Below are 21,652 nucleotides of genomic sequence, written 5' to 3'. Positions count from 1 at the left end.
TCGTTCTTCCGCAGGAAAGATCGTGTCCGAAAGAAGTTCGGACATGATCTTTGCGACGAAGCTAGCGCAGCGATGCAGGAGCATATATTTGCCCTTCGCCGCATTCCTCTCCGAATCCTTGAGAGGTGGCTCACGAAAAATGGATTCGTTGGTTACTCTCTCTAATTTGCGCCTCATGTTAACAACCGGTCTGGCCACGAAGACTCCTGTGGGACAGCGAAAGCTGAAGACCCCGCAGGAACGTCAGTGACGAGGAGGCTGAAGCTGAGCCCACGGAAAGCGAAGTGGCCAGAACGGTTGTGGCATACATAGTTATTCATTTTGAGTAGACTCTGTCTACAGTCTGAGACGCTTCTTAACCAGAAGCGTCTTTTTATATGCCTTTTTAAAAAATTTATTAATAAGCTATTTTCTCTATTTTCATTAATTTATCTCTTTATATTGACATTAATAAATTTATTAATTATTCTTAAAATAGACAATCATTCGAAATGGGAGGTTTTAAGATGAAGATCATTGATATCAAAGAAAAAGCCGTGCCGATTAAATCGAGCATCAGAAATGCGTATATTGATTTTTCGAAAATGAATGTGTCGGTCGTAGCAATCGTCACGGATGTATTTAAAAATGGCAAAAGGGTTGTCGGCTATGGTTTCAATTCGAATGGCCGCTATGCGCCAAGCGGACTTCTCCACGAAAGATTTATCCCGCGTTTATTAGAAGCGGAAACAAATGACATTCTAAATGATGAAGGCTCAAATTTTGATGCTCACAAAATCTGGGATATTTTGATGACGGGCGAAAAACCAGGCGGCCATGGGGAACGGTCGGTTGCGGTGGGGACGCTTGATATGGCAGTTTGGGACCTTATTGCAAAAATTGAAGAAAAGCCTCTTTATCAATTGCTGGCCGACCGTTATGGCGATGGAAAGCCGGACGATAAAGTATTTGTATATGCGGCAGGCGGCTATTATCAGCCAGGAAAAGACGATAAAATGCTGCAGGAAGAGATGAAAGGCTATCTTGGCCTCGGGTATTCCGTCGTGAAGATGAAAATCGGGAACGGTTTAGAAGAAGATCTTCGGCGAATTGAAGCCGTGCTGGAAGTGGTGCCATCCGGCCAATCGCTGGCGGTGGATGTGAATGGCCGCTTTGATTTGGAGACGGCAATTCAATATGCCGAAAAGCTGGAGCCTTATAATTTGTTTTGGTATGAAGAAGTAGGAGATCCGCTGGACTACGAGCTTCAAGCGGAGCTTGCCAAGCATTATAAAAACCCGATGGCAACGGGGGAAAACCTGTTTTCCATGCAGGATGCCCGCAACCTCATCCGCTACGGGGGAATGAGGCCCGATCGGGATTACCTGCAATTTGACTGTGCGTTAAGTTATGGGCTTGTGGAGTATATGAGAATATTGGATATGCTAAAAGAACATGGCTGGTCTTCACGCCGCTGCATTCCGCATGGCGGGCATCAATTGTCGCTGAACATTGCAGCAGGATTGGGTCTGGGCGGCAATGAGTCTTATCCGGGAATCTTTCAACCATTCGGTGGATTTGCCGATGATATTCCGGTTGTCGATGGCTATGTCGGGTTGCCTGACGTTCCAGGGATCGGTTTCGAAACAAAAGCACCGTTGATTAAATTGCTGCGTTCGGTGGCTGAATAATTCCACCCGCCTAAGAATAAAACTTTGCCCTGCACGGCACTTAATACGTTATCCAATGCCACTCCTGGAAAATCACCATTTTCAGGAGTGGCTATTTATTTTATTGAGGTATTTTGTGCTCCTCTTTGGAACGGCACTCAGTGTCATTCGATTAAGAATTTGTAATATTATCAGAAAAATAACAAAAAAATGATTATTAATTTTCGTTAACGGGAATTTAAGGGGTGATGGCAGTAAAATAAAACCGGAAAGCAGGGGAGTAAGATGGAAAAGTTCAGTTTGAAACCCGTTCCTCAGAGCAAAAAGAAAGAGCCGCGCTCGTCCAGCGGACAGAAGCGAATAGCAAAAATCCTTTTGTCGTTTGCGTTAGTCTCGTCCGCTGCACTTGTTGGCCCAGTAAGTGCACCAAGTGCAGCGACGGAAGTGGCCAGTTATTACATTGTCAAAAAAGGCGACACGTTCTACAGCATTGCAAAAAAATACGGGTTGGTGGTTGAACAGCTGATGGCAGCGAACTTCACCACAAGCACCAAAATAATCGTCGGGCAAAAAATCGCAATTCCGCCCAAAGACCAGCCGTGGTCTGGAAACCAGGAAAATCTGGATGACAGAAATTATCGCGTGGTAAAAGGAGATACCTTGTATTCCATCTCGAAACGGACCGGTGTTTCAATCGACAGCATCAAGAGATTGAACAACTTAACATCAGACATCATAAAAATCGGGCAAATTTTGACGCTTTATCCGGACACGGGGGTCATACACCGAACTTCTGCCTCGTACACCGTGAAGTCAGGCGACACCAAGTACACGCTGCAAAACAAATTCGGCAACACCATTACTTTGCCAAGTGGTACATTGCAAATACTTCAAAAGCTTAAAATCTCGGGTGAAGTATTGGAAATCACCACAGAAGAACCGTTCGGATTGGCAGACGGCCGCGTCATCGAAGTGAAAGTCGGAAATGATTATTATGCGATAAACCTGTATCAAGGAAATGATTCCATCCAGCATTTGGCGGATCGGAATGATCTCCGCTTAACATTCACCGTGGTTCGTGTAGGACCGCGCTATGAAATGGTTTCTTATGCAGTACAAGAATTGGAATGAAAAATGGGTTCAGGTTTTACTTGCATGGTTCCCAAGAGGCGGAAAAATCGTGCAACAACGAAAAAGACTGGATGCGGGCAAGCGGGCATCCAGTCTTTTTTTGTAACTAGAGGACTTTTAGTTGGGATCTGAATCAGGTTGAGCAAAAGAATTTATATTTTGCTTACCGCCCTGGGAAGAGCAAAGACAATTTTTTTGTCCATGCATCGCTGTAAAACTGCTTTGCGGAATATCGAAATTTATAAAATATGCGTTCAACTTATATAGTAGCTATCTGTTGCCATAAGATGATTCTGGCATCATGCCTGGGGTCATCTTTTTTGTTTCATTGTTAGAAGTTGTTTTGTTCCACGTGAAACAGCACTGACCATTTAATAAAGTCTACTAGCTGAAACAGGCTGTCCATTGTACAGAAAGAACGTTTTTAGCGATAATGGAGAATACAAGAGATGGACGGCAAAGGGGCAAAACCATGAATTTTTCGTTGAATGACAGAGTCATAAAAAAATTATGCGGCGATGCCGCTTATAAAAAAGGGAAGACGTATTTTCTGGCTGGAAAAGTGGAGCTCCTTCCGCAAACGGATGAGCGTGCCGAAGCGCGCGTTTACAGCGGAGAAGTTTTCACTGTCACGGTACAGCCGGCTTCGGATGGAACGATAAATGCATCCTGCAGCTGTCCGCCGGTCGGTTTCGTTAAAACGTATTGCCAGCACATTGCAGCAGCGCTTCTCGCGCTCGAGGAACGGCAGCAAGCGGAACAGCCGCTGGCAGACCGCATGCTGGGTTTATTCGATAACCAGCCCAAACGACCGAGCGGAAAACAACTGCATTTCGATGCGCGGCAGACGCTCAATGTCGAATTCACGTGCGTGCCGGTGCCGCTTGGGGACGCAGGCAACGGCTTTGGCATCCGCCTGGCAGCGGGAGGAGCGGCATTGCAGGAAATTGCGGAGCCATGGCCTTTTCTCCAGCATGTCGGGCAACGGAAAATCACCGAATTTGCACCGGGTTCAATTTACAATCCCGAACGCCATAACTTCACGCGTGAAACCGATGCGGTGCTGCGTTTTCTCTTGAAAAGCCAGCCGCTTGGACCTTTAACCGAAGAAAGGACTTTATTGATTTCCGCAGCTGCATGGGAATTGCTGCTGCCATTGATCGAAGCAGCTCCGGCTGTAAAGTTCCTGCAAAATGGCCGCAGCTACACCGGGCTCCGCTACGGCGACCGGCTGCCGCTGTCGTTTGAAGTGGACCGGTCAGGCGACGGCTACAGATTGGAAGTCAGCGGGCTTGAAGAAATCCAGGTCTTCCGGGCATACAGCTGCGCTTTGGCCGATGGGCACTTGTTCAAGCTGGCGGAGGAAGACTGCATCCGGCTTGCTGAGTTGAAAGAAATGCTCAGCGGCGAAGGGCTGCAGCACATGGATATTTCCTCACAGCAGCTCAACCATTTCATGGAGCACGCGGTTCCAGGCTTGATGCGGCTTGGGCAAGTCGATCTAGCGGATCCGGTTTCGAAAACCTTGAAAGAAACGCCGTTGACGGCAAAAGTGTTTCTCGACCGGGTCAGCAACCGGCTATTGGCCGGCATCGAATTCCAATACGGCCAGTTCATCGTCAATCCGTGCGAGGAGCAGGAGCATGAATACCGCTCGATTCCTGGCGTAAGGCGCCGTTTTGATATCGAACAGCGCATCATGAAAATCATGGCTGACAGCTTGTTCATCCAGACGCCCGGCGGTTTTTTCATGCAGGATGAAGAGGCGGAATACGAGTTTCTTTACCACACGGTGCACGAGCTGGAAGAACTGGCAAAAATTTTTGCGACGACGGCAGTCAAGCTGCGTGTGCAAAAAGCGCCGAACATACCGAAAATGCGCATTGAAATAAAAGAACGGACCGATTGGCTGGCATTCCGCTTCGACTTGAAGGGGATTCCGGAATCGGAAATTCAGCAGCTCATGAAAGCGATCCAGGAAAAGCGCAAGTATTACCGTGTGCCAACGGGGACGCTGATGTCGCTGGAAACGCCGGAATTCTGGGCGCTGCATGAATTCATGGAAGAAATGGACCTCAACGCAGAAGATCTGGAAGAAGAGGAAATCCGTGTGCCGCTGCTGCAGGGCATGCGATTGGCAGAAGGACTTGAAAAAGGCGGGATCGCGGAACCGGGAGAAGAATTCGCGAAGCTCATGAAAAACCTGGGGAATCCGGACGCTTTGGAAGCGGCTGTGCCGGAATCGCTGCAGCCGGTGCTTCGCGATTACCAAAAAGCCGGTTTCCACTGGCTGAAGCTATTGGCGCAATACCGCTTCGGCGGCATATTGGCAGATGATATGGGGCTCGGCAAAACGCTGCAGAGCATTGCATTCATTGTCTCGGTGCTGCCGGAAGTGAGGGCGCGCAAACTGCCTGTGCTGGTCGTTTCGCCTTCGTCGCTGACGTATAATTGGCTGAACGAACTGAAGAAATTCGCCCCAGAAGTCAACGCGCGCATCATCGACGGCACAAGTGCCACACGTGCGTTAAAGCTGAAGGACGTTTCGGATTGCGACCTGGTCATCACGTCGTATCCTTCGCTGCGGATGGACGGCCACTTGTACCGTGACAAGCAATTCCATACCGTATTTTTCGATGAGGCGCAGGCTTTCAAAAATCCGGTGACTCAGACGGCGAAAGCGGCAGGCGCCATCCAGGCGAAATACCGCTTCGCGCTGACGGGCACCCCGATCGAAAACTCGCTCGATGAATTATGGTCGATTTTCCGTGTCGTCTTTCCGGAATTGCTGCCGAACCGCCGAGCTTTCAGCGAATTGCGGCGGGACAATGTCGCGAAGCGCATCCGGCCGTTCGTTTTGCGGCGCACCAAAAAAGAAGTGCTCGCGGAGCTGCCGGAAAAAGTGGAGACCACCCAATATTCCGAACTCCAGCCGCAGCAGAAAAAATTATACGCCGCTTATTTAGCGGAATTAAAGCAAGATGCGTTGAAGCATCTGGCAAAAGGCAGTTTGCGGAAAAACCGCATCAAGATTCTGGCCGGCTTGACGCGTCTGCGCCAAATTTGCTGCCACCCCGCGCTGTTTGTCGAAGGCTACGACGGCGGCTCTGCCAAATTCGATCAATTGATGGAAATAATAGAGGAAAGCCGGCTTGCGGGACGCCGCGTCCTGATTTTCTCGCAGTTTACACAAATGCTCGGGTTGATCGGCAGGAATCTCAACAAGCATGCCATCCCTTACTTTTATTTAGACGGCCAGACGCCGCCAATTGAGCGGGTGGAATTATGCGACCGTTTCAATGACGGAGAAGGCAATCTGTTTTTGATTTCATTGAAAGCCGGAGGGACGGGCTTGAACTTGACCGGTGCGGATACGGTCATCCTTTACGACCTGTGGTGGAATCCCGCAGTCGAACAGCAGGCAGCGGACCGGGCGCACCGAATGGGCCAGCAGAATGAAGTGCAGGTCATCCGCATGCTCGCCAAAGGGACGATCGAAGAGAAAATCAGCGACTTGCAAGAGCGCAAAAAGAACTTGATCGATGAAATCATCCATTCAGGGCAGGACTCCCTGGCCGCCTTGACAGAAGAAGACATTCGGGAAATACTGATGATTAAGTGAGAGGTGATTGGATGATGGACGCCAAAAAAATTACCGAAAAAATCAAAAGCCATAAACCGCAAGTGCTCGGCAGCCGCGATTTCTCGAAATTCTCCATTTTGCTGCCATTGATCGAAAAGGACGGCGAAGTGCATGTGCTGTTCGAAACGCGGGCGCATACGCTCCGCAAGCAGCCGGGCGAAGTCTGTTTCCCGGGCGGCCGGATCGATCCCGGGGACCCTTCGGCCAAATCCGCCGCGCTGCGGGAAACCAACGAAGAACTCGGCATCAGCGAAGACGAGATTTCCGAAGTGTTCGCACTCGACTATATCGTGTCGCCGTTCGGCATGATCGTCTATGCCTTTGCCGGATTCATCGCCCCGTCTGCGACGTTCGAACCGAACCCGGCAGAAGTCGACAGCTTGTTCAGCGTGCCGTTGTCGTTTTTCATCAACAACGGGCCGCGGGTCTACCAAATCCAGTTCGATGTGCAGCCGGAAGATGATTTTCCCTATGAGCTGATCGAAGGCGGCCGGGATTACAGCTGGCGCGCCCGCGAAATGGAGGAGTATTTCTACCTCTATGAAGACAAAGTGATCTGGGGGCTGACGGCCCGGATTCTTGCGCATTTTATTGACGTAATCCGATAAAAAGCACTGCCGCAGGAGCCGGACGGCCTCGAGGCAGTGCTTTTTTCTCGCTGCCGATATTGACAGAATATATAATCAGTTTAAACTGAATAGAGTGGCATCTTCGCAATCCCCTGCTCTTCAAACCCCCATAATCACCTTGTTTCCAGACGGAACACCTTGCCCTTTCTATTGTAATCATCAAAAAATAGAAGGGAAGAATCCAAGAATGGCTTCAGTTTATTCTGCTGTTGAATGCCCGCATTGCGAAAGATCCGCTATGGAAGATTATTATTATAAAATTAGTGTGGGGTACATTGTCTGCAGCCGTTGCGGATATAATGCTGTTCGATCCTGCATGCCGGAAGAAGCTATAAGATATGGTCATGAAATCCAAGAGAACTTAGGCTATGGCGTCTGTTGCCAGGTATCTTCAGAGGGCAAACGCAATATGATTCTATTCAATTGCTACCCCGAAAACTTGGAGGAGTTCAAGCTGGAAATCGAGAACAACGATCCTGAATTAAAAGAAAGCTATCTTGTCACTTTTTTAGACGGCGTCTTTGAGATCATACTTGGAAACCCGCCGGAAAATTTTCATTTGTCGTTTAATGAGTATAGAGAAAAAATGCATGAAAAGTATGGAGGCTTCGAAGAATTCAGTGGTTTAGTTCCTATAGAAGATTAACAGATGAATAATTAATCAAAACCAATGTCAGGCCTTTTCTCTTAATTTTCTTTATTTTATAAAAAACGCTTTAACTTGGCAGAGAGGGAGTGTATAATTATTCACATTACCCAATAAAATTATGGATTTTGAAAAGGAGTGCCTGACATTGGTAAGATTATCCGAGCTTGAAGTTGTAAAAAGCACACAGTTGAAAGAGAAACCCTTACAGGATCAGGTTCCTTTTGGCACCTTGTTTACGGATCATATGTTTACAATGGAATATACAACGGACCGAGGTTGGCATGAACCGAAGATTACGCCGTATGCTCCAATAACACTGGATCCGGCAGCAATGATCTTCCATTATGGGCAGACGGTTTTTGAAGGCATGAAGGCTTACCGCACCGAAGACGGACGCGTTTTGCTGTTCCGTCCGGAAAAGAATTTCGAGCGCCTGAATTTGTCGAGCGAACGCTTGAGCATTCCACCCGTCGATGAAAAGTTGATGCTGGAATATTTGACGAAATTGATTGAACTGGAAAAAGACTGGGTGCCTTCAACACCAGGTACATCTTTGTATATCCGTCCGTTCATCATTTCGACAGAAGCCAATTTGGCTGTAGCACCTGCACAATCGTATAAATTCATGGTGATCTTGTCACCTGTGGGTTCTTATTTCCCGGGCGGCATGAAACCGGTCATCATCCATGTCGAAGACCAGTTCACGCGTGCGGTAAAAGGCGGCACGGGAATGGCGAAGACTGCGGGGAATTATTCTTCCGGCTACCAGGCGCAAGCCCAAGCGAAACAAGCGGGCAATGCAGATGTCTTATGGCTCGATGGCGTCGAAAAGAAATACATCGAAGAAGTCGGCAGCATGAATATCTTCTTCAAGATTGACGGAGAAGTGCTGACGCCTGAACTGAATGGCAGTATCCTTAAAGGCATTACGCGTACGTCGATCATCGAATTGCTGAATTCATGGGGCATCCCGGTAACGCAGCGGAAAATCTCTATTCAGGAAATCTATCAGGCTTTTGCGGACGGAAAAATCGAAGAAGTTTTCGGCACCGGCACCGCGGCCGTTATTTCGCCTGTTGGAGAACTTAATTGGCAGGGGCGCAAAATGGTCGTCAATAACCACGAAATCGGCGAGCTGTCCCAAAAACTCTACGATACAATCACTGGCATCCAGACCGGCAAAGTGGAAGATGCACTTGGCTGGACAGTAGAAGTAAAATAAAATCAGTAAGGCATCGGTTCCTGCGGGGATCGATGCTTTTTTGTTTTGTGGCGCAACGGCCAGAATCGATTAAAGGGATATGGCGGCTTGCATGGAATTACTTAATAGAGAAAGGGGTTGAACCAATGGAACATGTGACAGAAGGGTTTATACCGGTCAAAGGCGGCAACGTCTGGTTCCGGATCACAGGAGACGGTCCGGGCATTCCGCTCTTGCTGCTGCACGGCGGGCCAGGGGGGATGAGCTCAGAGAAAGATCCGCTGAGGCAGCTGGGGTCCGAACGCCCGGTCATCCAGTACGATCAGCTCGGATGCGGCAAATCCGGCCATCCTACAGATACGGAGTTATGGACAGTTGAACGCTATGTGGAAGAGCTGGAACATGTGGTCGAAGCACTGGAATTGGAAGAATTCCATCTATTGGGGCATTCGTGGGGCACGATGCTTGCAGCTTCCTACTTGGTGGACAAGAAGCCGAAAGGCGTCAAGAGTGTTATTTTCTCAGGCCCAGCACTCAGCGCGCCGCGTTGGGAAGCGGATCAACGGAGTTGCTTAGAGGAATTTCCAGTTGAAGTCCAAGACATCATCGAAAAGAACGAACGGCTCAAAACGACTGATACAGAGGAATACCAACAGGCGATGATGGCATATTACAGTAAGCATATGTGCCGCCTGGATCCATGGCCGAAAGAAATGAAGGAAGAGCTGGAGAAGCTGAACTCCCAAATCTACAATTTCATGTGGGGTGCTTCCGAGTTCACCGTAACAGGAACGTTGAAGGACTTTGACGTGACCGGCCGGCTTTCTGAAATCCATGTGCCTGCGCTGTTCACTTGCGGCCGCTATGATGAAGCTACGCCTGAATCAACAGAATACTACGCGAGCTTGGTTCCAGGAGCGGAATTTCAAGTGTTTGAAAATTGCTCGCACATGCCTGGGTACGAAGCGCCTGAAATATACAGACACAAAATTCGTGAATTCATCAACCGCCATTCTTGACTATGGGCCTGTCCACTTTTTGTTGTGGATGGGCTTATTATAATAAAACTGAACATTTTAAATTAATTGACTAAATGGTAGGGTGGAGATAGTATAGAACTTAAGGATTACTTTTTATGGTAGCGAATAAACTTAATTACCTAATACAATACACTGGAGGTCCACGGATGAAACGATTTTTTACAGCGATGCTGGCAATGGTATTATTTTTAGCAATCGGGACGAGCGCTTTAGCAGAAGAGAATTATGATTACGAAAAAGGATATCAAATTATCGAAAAAGCAAACGGACAAATCGACCGGAAAATCAACCAGGCTGTAGAAAAAGCGGATAAACTGCAGGAAGATTACCTGCTGGAACTGCGCAGAATTGAAGAAGGAAAAGAAGTAGTGAAAATCCAGGAAGAATTGAAAAAGGCACGGGAAGAATTGTCGCAGGTTGCTGAGGAAGGCAAAGACACGAAGAGCCACATGGACAAAATCAGCCAATTGGAGTCATCTCTAGCCGTCCAGGAAACTCGGATCAATGAGAAAATCGGGGAACTTGAACAGGATATTGCAACATTCAACGAGTCACTGGAATCCGGCCACAGTCAAGACGGTGAGAAACTGAACGGAAAAATCGAGAAATTGAAAAAGCAATTGCTTAGCAAAACAGAAAAAGCAGAGGCTAAAACAGAGCGTTATTTAGAAGAGCTCGACAAAATCATTGAAAAAGTCTTTAACGAAACGTTGGAGATGTCTGAAAAAGCCATTGCAAAGGCCGCTGAATACGGCGTCTTAGGGGAATGCAGCTGGAGATTGGTGCAATTTGCACATCAAGAAGTTTGGATTGATCCGATTCGCATCGTTGGCTATAAATAAAAATATTAAAGTATTAAAAATTATTTTATAATTATGAAAAAAGAGTTCTGAGGAAAGAACTCTTTTTTTAATACTACCGAGGTGATTGGCTTGGAGGGTTTTAAAGTAGGGAAGAACGGCACTGTGTTGGATAGTGTTCAATTAGATGTCTCAAACATCAGCCTGCTCTCACGAGGGGATGGCACGGAAGTCATGCTCCAATTTCTTGAAAAAGACAAACTATTTTATATGTATCCAGCTGATAATTCTGAAGTGATGGAATTCTGTTACATTCTTACCGGCAAGGTAGTTGGGGAAATTGATGGGCAAAAAATGGAGTTTGGCCCTCATGAATACTTTTCTGTCAGTGGAATAAAGGAGCCTGTCCATTTCGAAGTTCTAACAGATACAAGCTTTATATGGGTAAGTACAGAGCCTGTTTTTGTTCACCTCAGCAAGGAAATTTCGGCTCTTATGGATATTGTTAAACAAGTGGAGAAAAAAGATCGGTATACATATAACCATGGAGATCGGGTCGTCAATTATTCCATTAAAATTGCGAAAAAAATGAAGTTGAGCAAAGTTCAATTGGAAAATCTTAATATTGCCGCTTCGCTTCACGATATAGGAAAAGTTTACATCTCGGAAGAAATACTCAATAAACCAACTACTTTAACCGACGAAGAGTTCAATATAATAAAAAAACACCCATTGGATGGTGCTGAAATGTTGAAAGGGACTGTGTATGAAGAGGCTTATCCTATTTTAGCCCAGCATCACGAGCGTCTCAATGGCTCAGGATATCCCAACGGCTTAAAAGGAGAAGAGATTCTTTTGGAAGCTCGCATCATCGCAGTCAGTGATACATTCGATGCTATGACTGAAGATCGCTCTTATCGCAAAGCTTTCAATGCACAATTTGCCCTCGATGAAATTAAAGGGATGGCAGATACTCATTACGATAGAAAAGTAGTTGAAGCATTTGAAGAAGTTTTAAAAGAAGAAGGCATAATCAAGTAACTGATATTCATAAGATATTAGAACCGGCTAATGCAGCTGGTTCTTTTTTTCGTTTTTCAAGTCAAAAAGAGATGAACACTCCCCAAATTATGCTATTGTAGAAAACAGTTATTTTCTTCGTATTCCGTAATAATCTAAGAAAATAAATCAAAAGAACGGGAATGGTTCCTGGAAGAAAGAAGGATGTTTATATATGGGAGACTTGACCGGTTTCAAACGAGCACGTTTCATTATACTTTTAGGGGCGCTTACATCGCTGATCCCTTTTACAATCGATATGTATTTGCCGGCTTTTCCAATACTGGCAAATGTGTTCGATACCTCAGCTTCATCCGTCCAGCTCAGCTTGACCGCAACTTTGCTGGGGCTGGCTATTGGCCAATTATTTGCAGGTGCGCTCAGCGATATGCACGGCCGCCGCAAGCCGTTGATCATTTCTTTGGCAATATACGTCATTGCCTCAGCCGCTTGTATTTTTGCACCGAATATTTTCATCTTTGTCCTTTTGCGCTTTGCACAAGGGTTTGCGGCTTCAGCCGGACTCGTTATTTCCCGGGCAATAGTGCGGGATGTCAGCAGCGGGGCAGAACTGACGCGTTTATTCGCGTTATTGATGGTCGTGAATAATCTTGTGCCTTTACTTGCGCCGTCTGTCGGCAGCGGAGTGCTTTTGTTCTCCGACTGGAAAGGCATATTCCTGGCGTTGTCCTTGCTTGGCCTGATCTTGCTGCTCATCTCGGCATTCCGATTGCCGGAAAGTTTACCAGTGGAAAAACGCATACCTAGCAATCTGCTGTCGACGTTCAGCAGTTTCTCCACCATTTTAAAAAACCGGCAGTTCACCGGCTATGCGTTAGCCCAGGGCTTCTTGATCGGTGGGGTATTCGCTTATGTCTCCGGCACGCCTTTTATTTACCAGAACATTTACGGCGTATCGCCGCAAGTCTTCAGTTTGCTGTTCGGCATGAACGGCATTGGCCTGATCATCGGAAGTTACGCAGTTGGCCGCTTTGCCCATCGGATTTCTGAAAAGCAATTTCTGGAACGCGCCTTATACGCAGCAGTAGCCGCAGGCGCAGTTCTACTTGCTGTGGTAAGTTTCAATGGTCCGCTATGGGCTGTCGCCATTCCGATTTTCTTTTTCGTCACATCAATTGGTGTAGTCGGAACGGCTTCGTTTACACTTGCTATGGAAAGCCAGAGCAAAGCAGCGGGCAGCGCTTCTGCATTGCTCGGCTTGCTGCCATTCATCCTAGGGGCGGCGACGGCTCCGCTAGTCGGAATAGCTGGAGAAGAAACGGCTGTGCCGATGGGACTCACTATTTTCACGATGTGCCTCATCGCGTTGCTCGCTTATCTCTTCCTCGCAAAGAACGCCGATCAGCAACAGGTGAATGAACGTCTATAAATTCAGGCCAGCCAAAAAGCCGTTCCGCAAAGTCATTTCATCGACTGCGGGACGGCTTTTTCGTTGCCCAAAAAGGCAAAGCCGTAACTTTTTACAAAAGACTTTGTAATCTTATTTTAAAATAATTTACAAAAACCATAAATAGTATTTATGTCTGCTTAACAATAAAAAAGTATGCTGTTCTTGCAACTAACTTATTGGAGGCGGAAAAATGACCAGCAAACCGTTCAAGAAGAAAGTACTTCCATTCATCATCGCATCAGCAGTCGCATTGTCAGGAATCGCTGTTTCAGTCCCTAGCGCCGAAGCGCAAGCACCTGGAAAAAGCCAAGGGAAAGCGCACGGCCAAGGGAAAGTGAAAAACGTCATCTTTCTGATCGGCGACGGCATGGGCACTTCTTATACTTCAGCTTACCGCTATATGCAGGACAATGCGGGAACGAAATTTGCTGAAGGCACGGCATTCGATTCCCACCTCGTCGGACAACAAATGACGTATCCGGAAGATCCTGCACAAAACGTCACGGATTCGGCATCAGCTGCAACAGCAATGTCTGCCGGGATTAAAACATACAATAATGCCATCGCTGTCGATAACGATGAAAGCGAAGTGAAAACAGTTCTTGAAGCTGCGAAAGAAAAAGGCAAAGCAACTGGCCTTGTGGCGACATCGGAAATTACGCACGCCACTCCAGCATCATTCGGTGCACATGACGTGGCACGCAAAAACATGAACGCCATTGCGGATGATTATTATGATGAAATGATTAACGGCAAGCATAAAGTGGATGTACTTCTCGGAGGCGGAACGGATTTATTTGAGCGAAAAGACCGTAACCTTACGGAAGAGTTTGAGAAAGATGGCTATAGCTATGTAACCGACCGTGAAGCGCTATTAGCCAATGACGATGAGCAGGTTCTCGGTTTATTCGCTCCGGCGGGACTGCCGAAAATGATTGACCGTGAAGAGTCAGTGCCGTCGCTTGAAGAAATGACGACATCGGCAATTGACAGGCTCGAAAAAGACGAAGACGGCTTTTTCCTGATGGTCGAAGGAAGCCAGGTAGACTGGGCCGGACATGACAATGACATCGTCGGCGCCATGAGCGAGATGCAGGACTTTGAAAAAGCATACGCAGCGGCAATCGAATTTGCGAAGAAAGACAAGAACACATTGGTCATTGCAACAGCTGACCATTCGACCGGCGGATTCTCAATCGGCTCTGATGGCATCTACAACTGGTTTGGCGAGCCGATCAAAGCTGCTAAACGCACGCCTGACTTTATGGCACAACAGATTGTGGACGGCGCGGGTGTAGAAGAGACTTTGAGCGAGTTCATCGATTTGGAGCTGACTGACGCAGAAATCAACGCAGTCAAGAAAGCGGCAGAAACGAAAAACCTGACACAAATCGATAACGCAATTGAAGAAATCTTCAACGAGCGCACGCATACCGGCTGGACTACTGGCGGGCACACAGGTGAAGATGTTCCGGTTTACGCGTTCGGGCCATCGAGCGAGAAGTTTGCAGGCAATATCGAAAATACGGACATGGCCAAAGGTATATTCGACTTGCTGAAAGCGAAAGTCGAGATCGATGACAAGTAAATCAAAAAAACTGAAAGCATCCCTTTGCCTGTAAAGGCGGAGGGGCTTTTTACAAGGAGGAACCCCTATGAAAAAACAAGCCATCTATGTATTCTTGGCATCCGCGCTTTTGCTGTCAGGATGTTCCGATAAAGGGGAAACCCAAATTGCGGAAGCTGCAGCAACGAACGGTGAAGTTCCGGCCTATTACGAAGGCTATGTGGAGAATCCGCAAGTGACGGGAGACCAAAGCCTGCTGAAAGCCGGCCAGAGCATCCGCGACGATAAAGGTGAAATCGTCTTGAACGCATCCAACTTGGAAAGCGGCAAACATCAAATCGGCGGCATCGAGTTGACGCTGAGAGAAGCAAAGCTCTTCCATTACAAACCGTCTTATGGCTTGATCGACTTCTACCATTCCTACACGCACGACACGGATTTCCACGTGGTGAAATTCTTTGTGGAAATTAAAAATACGACAGAAAAGCCGCTGAATTTCGCACCGGTCGCATTGTTGGAGACGAGTGCGGGCGAAACGAAATTATGGGAAGATGATATTTACCTCGAAGAACTGAACGGTGAAGTGGCACCGGGCGAGACGAAAAAAGGCAGCATCGGCTTTATCGTTGAAAACCCTGACATCGATGCCATCAGCATCACCACCAGTGACTTGTTCGGTGAAGATGAAAAGAAAATCCAGGCTGCCGAAAAAATTGAAATCGCATTTTGAGCCAAAAACCCCTTTAGAGGGGTTTTTTTAATGAGTAAGATGACGAGAAGAATGCCGCTTCGGGTTAATTTATAGAATAATCAGTTTATATTTTGCCATTGTTTTTCCAATGCTTTAGGATACATAGTATAAGGCATTTCGTTAAGCAAAGGAAAAACTGGAGGTGAATAGGATGGACAAATCATCACTGGATGGCTGGGCTTCCGAGCTCCGCAGCGGCGTCTTGGTGCTTGCAGTACTGAGCCAATTAAAGACGCCTCAATACGGTTCAGCGCTAGTGAAATTATTGGAGAAGCATGGATTGTTAATGGATCCTGGAGCATTGCCGCCATTGCTGCGCCGTCTTGAAAAGCAGAAGCTGCTGACAGGCAGCTGGGACCAGACCGGAAACCGGCCGCGCAAGTATTACGCGCTGAGTGAAGCTGGGGCGGAAGCATTCAAGCAATTGAACAGCGATTGGCAGAACGTCACACAGGAACTTCAAGTTCTAATTGAAGGAGATGGCCGCCATGACATTGATTGACCGCTATATCGGAGAAGTCACCCGCAGGCTGCCGGCAAAAGAACGCGAAGATATTGGCCAGGAGCTGCGTTCGACAATAGAAGATTTGCTGCCGGCGGGCTATTCGGAAAAAGAAGAGCGGGAACTGTTGATGAAGTTCGGCGACCCGGCGGTGCTGGCTGGCAAATACCGTTCGCAGCCGATGTATTTGGTCGGTCCCCGCTTTTTTGACGTGTATTTCACATTGCTGAAAATCATCATACCCGTCGTCGTGACTGTTGTGGTGGTGGTTTTGATCATCACGACCATTTTTTCCAATGCCGGTGAAGCTTCAGTGGTCAGTGTTATTGCAGGCCTCATTGGGGATTCGATCGCAGCAGCTTTTGACGTGGCACTCCATGTGTTGTTCTGGGTGACGCTGGTATTTGTGATCATCGAATGGGTGGACCGCACAAATCGCGCGGCCGGAAAACCGCCACTGCAATTGCCGGAAAAAGGGTGGACCCCTGATGATTTGGAATCCAGCCCGGAAATGATGCCGAAGAAAAGAACGATTGCGCGGAGCGAGCCGGCGGCCGATTTAATTTGGACCGCCATTTGGGCGTCCGTTTACTTTAACTCGGATAAATTGGTCGGCATCTACGAGGAAGGTTCGAATGGGCTCGAAATGGTGGCACCGGTGTTCAACCAAAGTGTTCTCTTGTCTTATTGGCCGCTCGTGCTGCTCGTCATCATTTTGCAAGTGGCCCTGGATTTATGGAAATGGGTGCGCCGGCGCTGGGATATGAAGCTGGCCACGTTCAATTTGGCTGCCCAGGCGATGTCGGTGCTCGCTTTCTTCCTGATTTTCAGGAATCCCGACATTTTCGCTTCTGGTTTTCTGTCGCGGCTCGAGAATCTTTTCGGATTTTTGGATGGGCTGAATTGGGTGGTCGGCGGCCTCATTTTTACAGTTGCGCTATTATCGGCAATCGACATTTTCCAAGGATTCCGGAAAGCCGCGATACGCGGGGAAATGCCTCTGAAAGGCTGGAAAAAAGTATAAAAGCCGGCGGAAAAATACCTTATAATTCATTTTTTGTCTCATTCTGAATAACATTTTTTGCGAAATTCTGCTTCTTCTATTGTTTTATTAGCAAAGTATTTCGAATTGAAATATCTTCAATTAAAGGGATGAAGCCGCGTTTTTGGGGCATTTATTCCTTCTTTTTTATTATTTTGGAGGGAAAAAAAGGGTCAAATTGATTAAAATTGAAAGAAAATATTGTTTTTTCAAAATATTATATTTATATTCTGAAAATTCATGTTATCATAGTCGTATCTTAAAACACACAACAGGAGGACACGGCATATGGTAACTTTCTTTGGCGCACTTTTATTTCTTATTCTTGGTTACGTATTTTATTCGAAATTCATCGAAAAGGTTTTTGTGGTGGACGACAATACGCCGACACCTGCCTATACGAAAAGGGACAATTTGGATTTCATCCCCATGAGTTGGTGGAAAGGGAACTTGATCCAGCTATTGAACATCGCGGGGCTCGGGCCGATCTATGGAGCAGTTGCCGGCGCTTTATACGGGCCGGTTGCATTTATTTGGATCGTGGTTGGCTCGATTTTTGCAGGAGCTGTACATGATTATTTCTCCGGCATGATGTCCATGCGCCACGGCGGCGCCCAATTTCCGTCGCTTGTCGGCCGCTACCTTGGCAAACACATGAAACTTTTCATCAACGGCTTGTCGCTCGTGTTGATGCTGCTGGTGGCAGCGGCATTCACCGCAGGTCCGGCGCAGTTGATTTCCCAAATCTCACCGATCAGCTTCATGGTGGCATTGGGGCTCATTTTCTTCTACTTCATCCTGGCGACCATCTTGCCGATCAACCGCATCATCGGCCGCATCTACCCGCTTTTGGGGGGCATCTTATTGTTCATGGCAATCGCGGTGGCGGTGGCGCTTGTATTCTCAGGCAAGCCGATGCCGAACCTGACGTTCTCGAATCTGCATCCCGGCGAACTGCCGATTTGGCCGCTTCTGATGGTGACCATTTCCTGTGGTGCGATTTCCGGCTTCCACTGCACGCAGAGCCCAATTGTGGCGTGCACCATGAAGAAAGAAACAGACGGCCGCAAAATCTTTTACGGTGCCATGATCATTGAAGGCGTCATCGCCTTGATCTGGGCAGCAGCCGGCATGACTTTCTTCAGCGGCACAGAAGGATTGGCAGCAGCGCTTGCAGCAGGCGGACCTTCTGGCGTCGTCAACGAAATCTCCATTTCGCTGCTTGGCACAATGGGCGGCATCCTGGCGATTTTCGGCGTCATCATCCTGCCGATTACGACGGGCGATACGGCATTGCGTTCGTCCCGCATGATTGTAACGGATATCATGTCCAAATTCATGGACATGGAAGGCAAGTGGAAAATATTATTGGTGACGATTCCATTGGGGATCCCGACGTTCTACATGGCGACAATCGACTATACATTCCTTTGGAGATACGTCGGCTGGACCAACCAAGTCGTGGCGACCGTCATGCTGTGGACAGCGACCGTCTACCTATTGAGCAATTTCAAATTCCATTGGATCGCCGGAATTCCGGCAAGCTTTATGACAGGCGTCGTAGCGACATACATCTTCTATGCGCCTGAAGGGCTGAATATGGATTACCAGCTTTCCATGATCATCGGCTTCTGCATCACATTGGTTGTCCTGTTATGGTACGCGGCGCAAATCATCAAATACAGAGCATTGAAAGCCGCTGACGCCGAACCGAATACAGCCTGATTTTCTTCAAACCCCGGATTCCATTGAATCCGGGGTTTTTTATGGGGTGATTTAGATATTGGGCTGTCTATAAGTTGATTTTTGAATTGGAATCAGGGGCGCCATTTGGCTAATGCCGGTTAAAATTCGGACAATTCATGTTAACGGCCGGCTGCTGCATGTTAAATCAAATTTCGTCATGTTAAATCCAAATTAATTCATGTTAAGTCCGATTTAATGCTTGTTAATGAATGCGCCCCAATATCGAGGGCCGCGCCCAAAGCATCTGAAGTGATTTTCAATATGAAGCTTATGTATTTTTCATTAAGAATATACGCATCTTATGCTTATTTATAAGGATATTGTATAAATAATCAAAATATATTGACTAAAAATGCATAATAACGCATAATAATGCTATTATTGATTTTTGGTTGAGCGGACAAGATTAAAGACAGGGGTGACAGTTTGTGAAGAAGAAGAGGATTGTCGTGAAAATAGGCAGCAGTTCATTGACCAATACTCACGGCGGGCTTTGCATTGAAAAGCTCCAGGAGCATGGCCAGGCTTTGGCGCGGCTGAAAGCACAGGGGCATGAAGTGATTTTGGTGTCTTCCGGAGCAGTAGCGGCCGGCTTCACCGATTTAGGCTACTCCGCACGCCCGGTCAGCATCGTCGGCAAACAGGCAGCCGCCGCTATCGGCCAAGGACAGCTGCTTCATGCCTATTCAGAGGAATTCAGGAAGCATGGCATTGTCACGGCCCAATTACTGCTGACACGCCAGAACCTCCTTGCGAAAGACCTTTACCAGAATGCCGGCGCTACGCTGGCGGAGTTATTGAAGCGCAATATCCTGCCGATCATCAACGAAAACGACTCGGTATCGGTTGAAGGGCTGACGTTTGGAGACAATGACATGCTTTCGGCGCTGGTAAGTGGATTGGTGCAGGCACAGATGCTGATCATTCTGACAGACATCAATGGCATTTACAGCGACAATCCACGCAGCAACCCAGATGCCGAACGCTATGACTTCTTATCGGAAATACCGGACCAGCTCATTGAAGAAACGTCGAGCGAAGGATCGATTGTGGGCACCGGCGGCATGAAATCGAAAGTGGAAGCGGCGCAAACGGCGCTCGCCATTGGAACGCATATCTTCATCGGAACAGGAACCGGTCCGGACAAGCTGCTCGACATTGTTGAAGGCAAAGGCGACGGCACTTATATCGGCGATGAGCCGCAGGCCACTGTCAAGAATTCGAAGCAATGGCTGGCGCTCCATTCCGTCGCGCATGGCAAAATCGAAGTGGACCACGGAGCGGCATTGGCGATTTCCCAGCAAGGCAGGAGTTTATTGCCAGTCGGCATTACGGAGATCTTCGGACGCTTTACCGCTGAAGAAGTCGTGGAAGTCGTCGATCCTGCGGGCGAAGTCATCGGCCGCGGCCAAGTGAATTTTTCTTCTGAAGAATTGCAGGAAATCAAAGGGCTGTGCAGCAAAGCGGCCCGCGTCATTACCAAAACCGGAAAACGGCAGGTGGTCATCCACCGAAGCCAGTGGTTCAGCCACGCAGGAAAGGGGATCTGATGAATGAGCGGAGTTCTTGAAACGGTTCAAAAGGATAGCCTGATCGAAAAAGGCCGGAAAGCGAAAGCGGCAGCAGCGATCATGGCACAAATGACCACGGCACAAAAAGATGAGGCTCTGAGATTGATTTCGGCGCAATTGCTGGAAGAGCAGGAATTCATCTTGGGGGAAAACGAAAAAGATGTGCAAGCGGGGCGCGATGCGGGAATGAGCGAATCGCTCATCGACCGTTTGAAGCTGGATGAAAACAGGCTGGCGGAAATTGCTGCGGCACTGCGCCAAGTAGCAGAGCTTGAGGATCCGGTCGGTGAAGTGCTCGAGCAATGGGAGCGCCCGAATGGCCTGCAGATGGAAAAAATCCGGGTGCCGCTCGGCGTTGTCGGCATGATTTACGAAGCGCGGCCGAATGTCACCATCGATGCTTCGAGCCTGTGTTTGAAAACGGGCAACGCGGTTGTGCTGCGCGGCAGTTCGACCGCTATCCATTCCAATAAAGCGCTTGTCAGCGTGATCCACCACGCGCTGGAAAAAAGTGCGCTGCCAATCGATGCCGTGCAATTGATCGAAGACACCAGCAGGGAGACGGCGGCACAGATGTTCAAGCTCAACGATTATCTGGACGTGCTGATTCCAAGAGGGGGAGCTAAGCTGATCCAGACCGTCGTTGCGAACGCCACCGTGCCGGTGCTTGAAACAGGCGCAGGCAATTGCCACGTCTATATCGATGAGACGGCCGATGTGGACATGGCTTTAAAAATTGCGCTGAACGCGAAAACCCAGCGCCCATCTGTCTGCAATTCCTGTGAAACGGTTCTCGTTCATCAGGCCTGGGCGGATCAGCATCTTGGGCAGTTGATTGACGCTTTCCAGCAGCAAGGCGTGGAAATCCACGGTGACAAAGCCGCTCAGCAATGGGACGGTGTAGCGACAGCGACCGAGACCGATTGGGCGACGGAATACCTGGGACTTGAAGTGGCCGTGAAAGTTGTCGACACCACCGGAGAAGCGATCGATCACATCAACACGTATGGTACGAAGCATTCAGAGGCGATTATCTCTGAGACGGATGACAGCATCGTAGAATTTTTCAATAAAGTCGACGCAGCGGCTGTGTACCACAATGCTTCGACCCGCTTTACGGACGGCTTTGAATTCGGCTTCGGCGCCGAAATCGGCATCAGCACACAGAAACTCCATGCCCGCGGGCCGATGGGCTTGCCGGCATTGACCTCGACAAAATACCTCATCCGCGGCAATGGCCAAATCAAATAATGCACAAAAA

Annotated in this window: 17 protein-coding genes and 1 pseudogene; 17 read left to right on the top strand and 1 reads right to left on the bottom strand. The window is 48.1% G+C overall.

Annotation, left to right across the window (positions count from 1 at the left end; genetic code table 11):
* Nucleotides 1-198, bottom strand: a pseudogene (locus tag QMA09_RS05900) (hypothetical protein); the annotation flags it as partial.
* A gap of 308 nt (nucleotides 199-506) precedes the next feature.
* Between QMA09_RS05900 and QMA09_RS05895 the strand changes: the two are divergent.
* From QMA09_RS05895 to QMA09_RS05815, 17 genes are all read left to right on the top strand, one after another.
* The gene (locus QMA09_RS05895; RefSeq protein WP_290212403.1) at nucleotides 507-1,670 is read left to right on the top strand and encodes a mandelate racemase/muconate lactonizing enzyme family protein; all 1,164 of its coding nucleotides are present in this window, start codon (nucleotides 507-509) and stop codon (nucleotides 1,668-1,670) included.
* 264 nt (nucleotides 1,671-1,934) lie between these two features.
* Nucleotides 1,935-2,780: a LysM peptidoglycan-binding domain-containing protein gene (locus tag QMA09_RS05890; RefSeq protein ID WP_290212402.1), complete on the top strand. Its 846-nt coding sequence runs from the start codon at nucleotides 1,935-1,937 to the stop codon at nucleotides 2,778-2,780.
* A 472-nt stretch (nucleotides 2,781-3,252) separates the two neighbouring features.
* A complete protein-coding gene (locus tag QMA09_RS05885) occupies nucleotides 3,253-6,402 on the top strand; it encodes a DEAD/DEAH box helicase (RefSeq protein ID WP_290212401.1) in 3,150 nt (1,049 codons plus the stop codon).
* A gap of 14 nt (nucleotides 6,403-6,416) precedes the next feature.
* Nucleotides 6,417-7,031, top strand: coding sequence for an NUDIX hydrolase (locus tag QMA09_RS05880; protein ID WP_135504630.1), 615 nt, complete (start codon nucleotides 6,417-6,419; stop codon nucleotides 7,029-7,031).
* A 208-nt stretch (nucleotides 7,032-7,239) separates the two neighbouring features.
* The gene (locus tag QMA09_RS05875) at nucleotides 7,240-7,698 is read left to right on the top strand and encodes a hypothetical protein (protein ID WP_290212400.1); all 459 of its coding nucleotides are present in this window, start codon (nucleotides 7,240-7,242) and stop codon (nucleotides 7,696-7,698) included.
* Between the two features lie 148 nt (nucleotides 7,699-7,846).
* Nucleotides 7,847-8,923, top strand: a complete 1,077-nt coding sequence (locus QMA09_RS05870; protein WP_290212399.1) for a branched-chain amino acid aminotransferase — start codon at nucleotides 7,847-7,849, stop codon at nucleotides 8,921-8,923.
* A gap of 125 nt (nucleotides 8,924-9,048) precedes the next feature.
* Nucleotides 9,049-9,921: a proline iminopeptidase-family hydrolase gene (locus QMA09_RS05865; RefSeq protein ID WP_290212398.1), complete on the top strand. Its 873-nt coding sequence runs from the start codon at nucleotides 9,049-9,051 to the stop codon at nucleotides 9,919-9,921.
* A 167-nt stretch (nucleotides 9,922-10,088) separates the two neighbouring features.
* Nucleotides 10,089-10,784, top strand: coding sequence for a hypothetical protein (locus QMA09_RS05860; protein ID WP_290212397.1), 696 nt, complete (start codon nucleotides 10,089-10,091; stop codon nucleotides 10,782-10,784).
* A 90-nt stretch (nucleotides 10,785-10,874) separates the two neighbouring features.
* Nucleotides 10,875-11,783 carry an HD-GYP domain-containing protein gene (locus tag QMA09_RS05855; protein WP_290212396.1) on the top strand — a complete coding sequence of 303 codons (909 nt, stop codon included), beginning with the start codon at nucleotides 10,875-10,877 and terminating at the stop codon, nucleotides 11,781-11,783.
* 193 nt (nucleotides 11,784-11,976) lie between these two features.
* Nucleotides 11,977-13,191, top strand: a complete 1,215-nt coding sequence (locus tag QMA09_RS05850; RefSeq protein WP_135504577.1) for a multidrug effflux MFS transporter — start codon at nucleotides 11,977-11,979, stop codon at nucleotides 13,189-13,191.
* A 211-nt stretch (nucleotides 13,192-13,402) separates the two neighbouring features.
* Nucleotides 13,403-14,800, top strand: coding sequence for an alkaline phosphatase (locus QMA09_RS05845; RefSeq protein WP_290212395.1), 1,398 nt, complete (start codon nucleotides 13,403-13,405; stop codon nucleotides 14,798-14,800).
* A 67-nt stretch (nucleotides 14,801-14,867) separates the two neighbouring features.
* Nucleotides 14,868-15,509 (top strand): hypothetical protein, encoded by a 642-nt coding sequence (locus QMA09_RS05840; RefSeq protein WP_290212394.1) that lies wholly within the window; start codon nucleotides 14,868-14,870, stop codon nucleotides 15,507-15,509.
* Between the two features lie 172 nt (nucleotides 15,510-15,681).
* Nucleotides 15,682-16,032 carry a PadR family transcriptional regulator gene (locus QMA09_RS05835; protein ID WP_290212393.1) on the top strand — a complete coding sequence of 117 codons (351 nt, stop codon included), beginning with the start codon at nucleotides 15,682-15,684 and terminating at the stop codon, nucleotides 16,030-16,032.
* On the top strand, nucleotides 16,019-17,056 hold the full coding sequence (locus tag QMA09_RS05830; RefSeq protein ID WP_290212392.1) for an HAAS signaling domain-containing protein: 1,038 nt from the start codon (nucleotides 16,019-16,021) through the stop codon (nucleotides 17,054-17,056). Before QMA09_RS05835 ends, QMA09_RS05830 begins: the two co-directional genes overlap by 14 nt.
* A gap of 306 nt (nucleotides 17,057-17,362) precedes the next feature.
* Nucleotides 17,363-18,799 (top strand): carbon starvation CstA family protein, encoded by a 1,437-nt coding sequence (locus tag QMA09_RS05825; protein ID WP_290212391.1) that lies wholly within the window; start codon nucleotides 17,363-17,365, stop codon nucleotides 18,797-18,799.
* A gap of 449 nt (nucleotides 18,800-19,248) precedes the next feature.
* Nucleotides 19,249-20,370, top strand: a complete 1,122-nt coding sequence (gene proB / locus QMA09_RS05820; protein WP_290212390.1) for a glutamate 5-kinase — start codon at nucleotides 19,249-19,251, stop codon at nucleotides 20,368-20,370.
* Nucleotides 20,371-20,373: 3 nt separating this feature from the next.
* Nucleotides 20,374-21,642, top strand: a complete 1,269-nt coding sequence (locus QMA09_RS05815) for a glutamate-5-semialdehyde dehydrogenase (RefSeq protein ID WP_290212389.1) — start codon at nucleotides 20,374-20,376, stop codon at nucleotides 21,640-21,642.
* The last annotated feature ends 10 nt before the right edge of the window (nucleotides 21,643-21,652 follow it).

Source organism: Planococcus sp. APC 3906, from assembly GCF_030407685.1.
GTDB classification, from domain to species: domain Bacteria; phylum Bacillota; class Bacilli; order Bacillales_A; family Planococcaceae; genus Planococcus; species Planococcus koreensis.
Note: the sequence above shows the minus strand (reverse complement) of the source record. Positions and strands in the feature narration are given on the sequence as shown.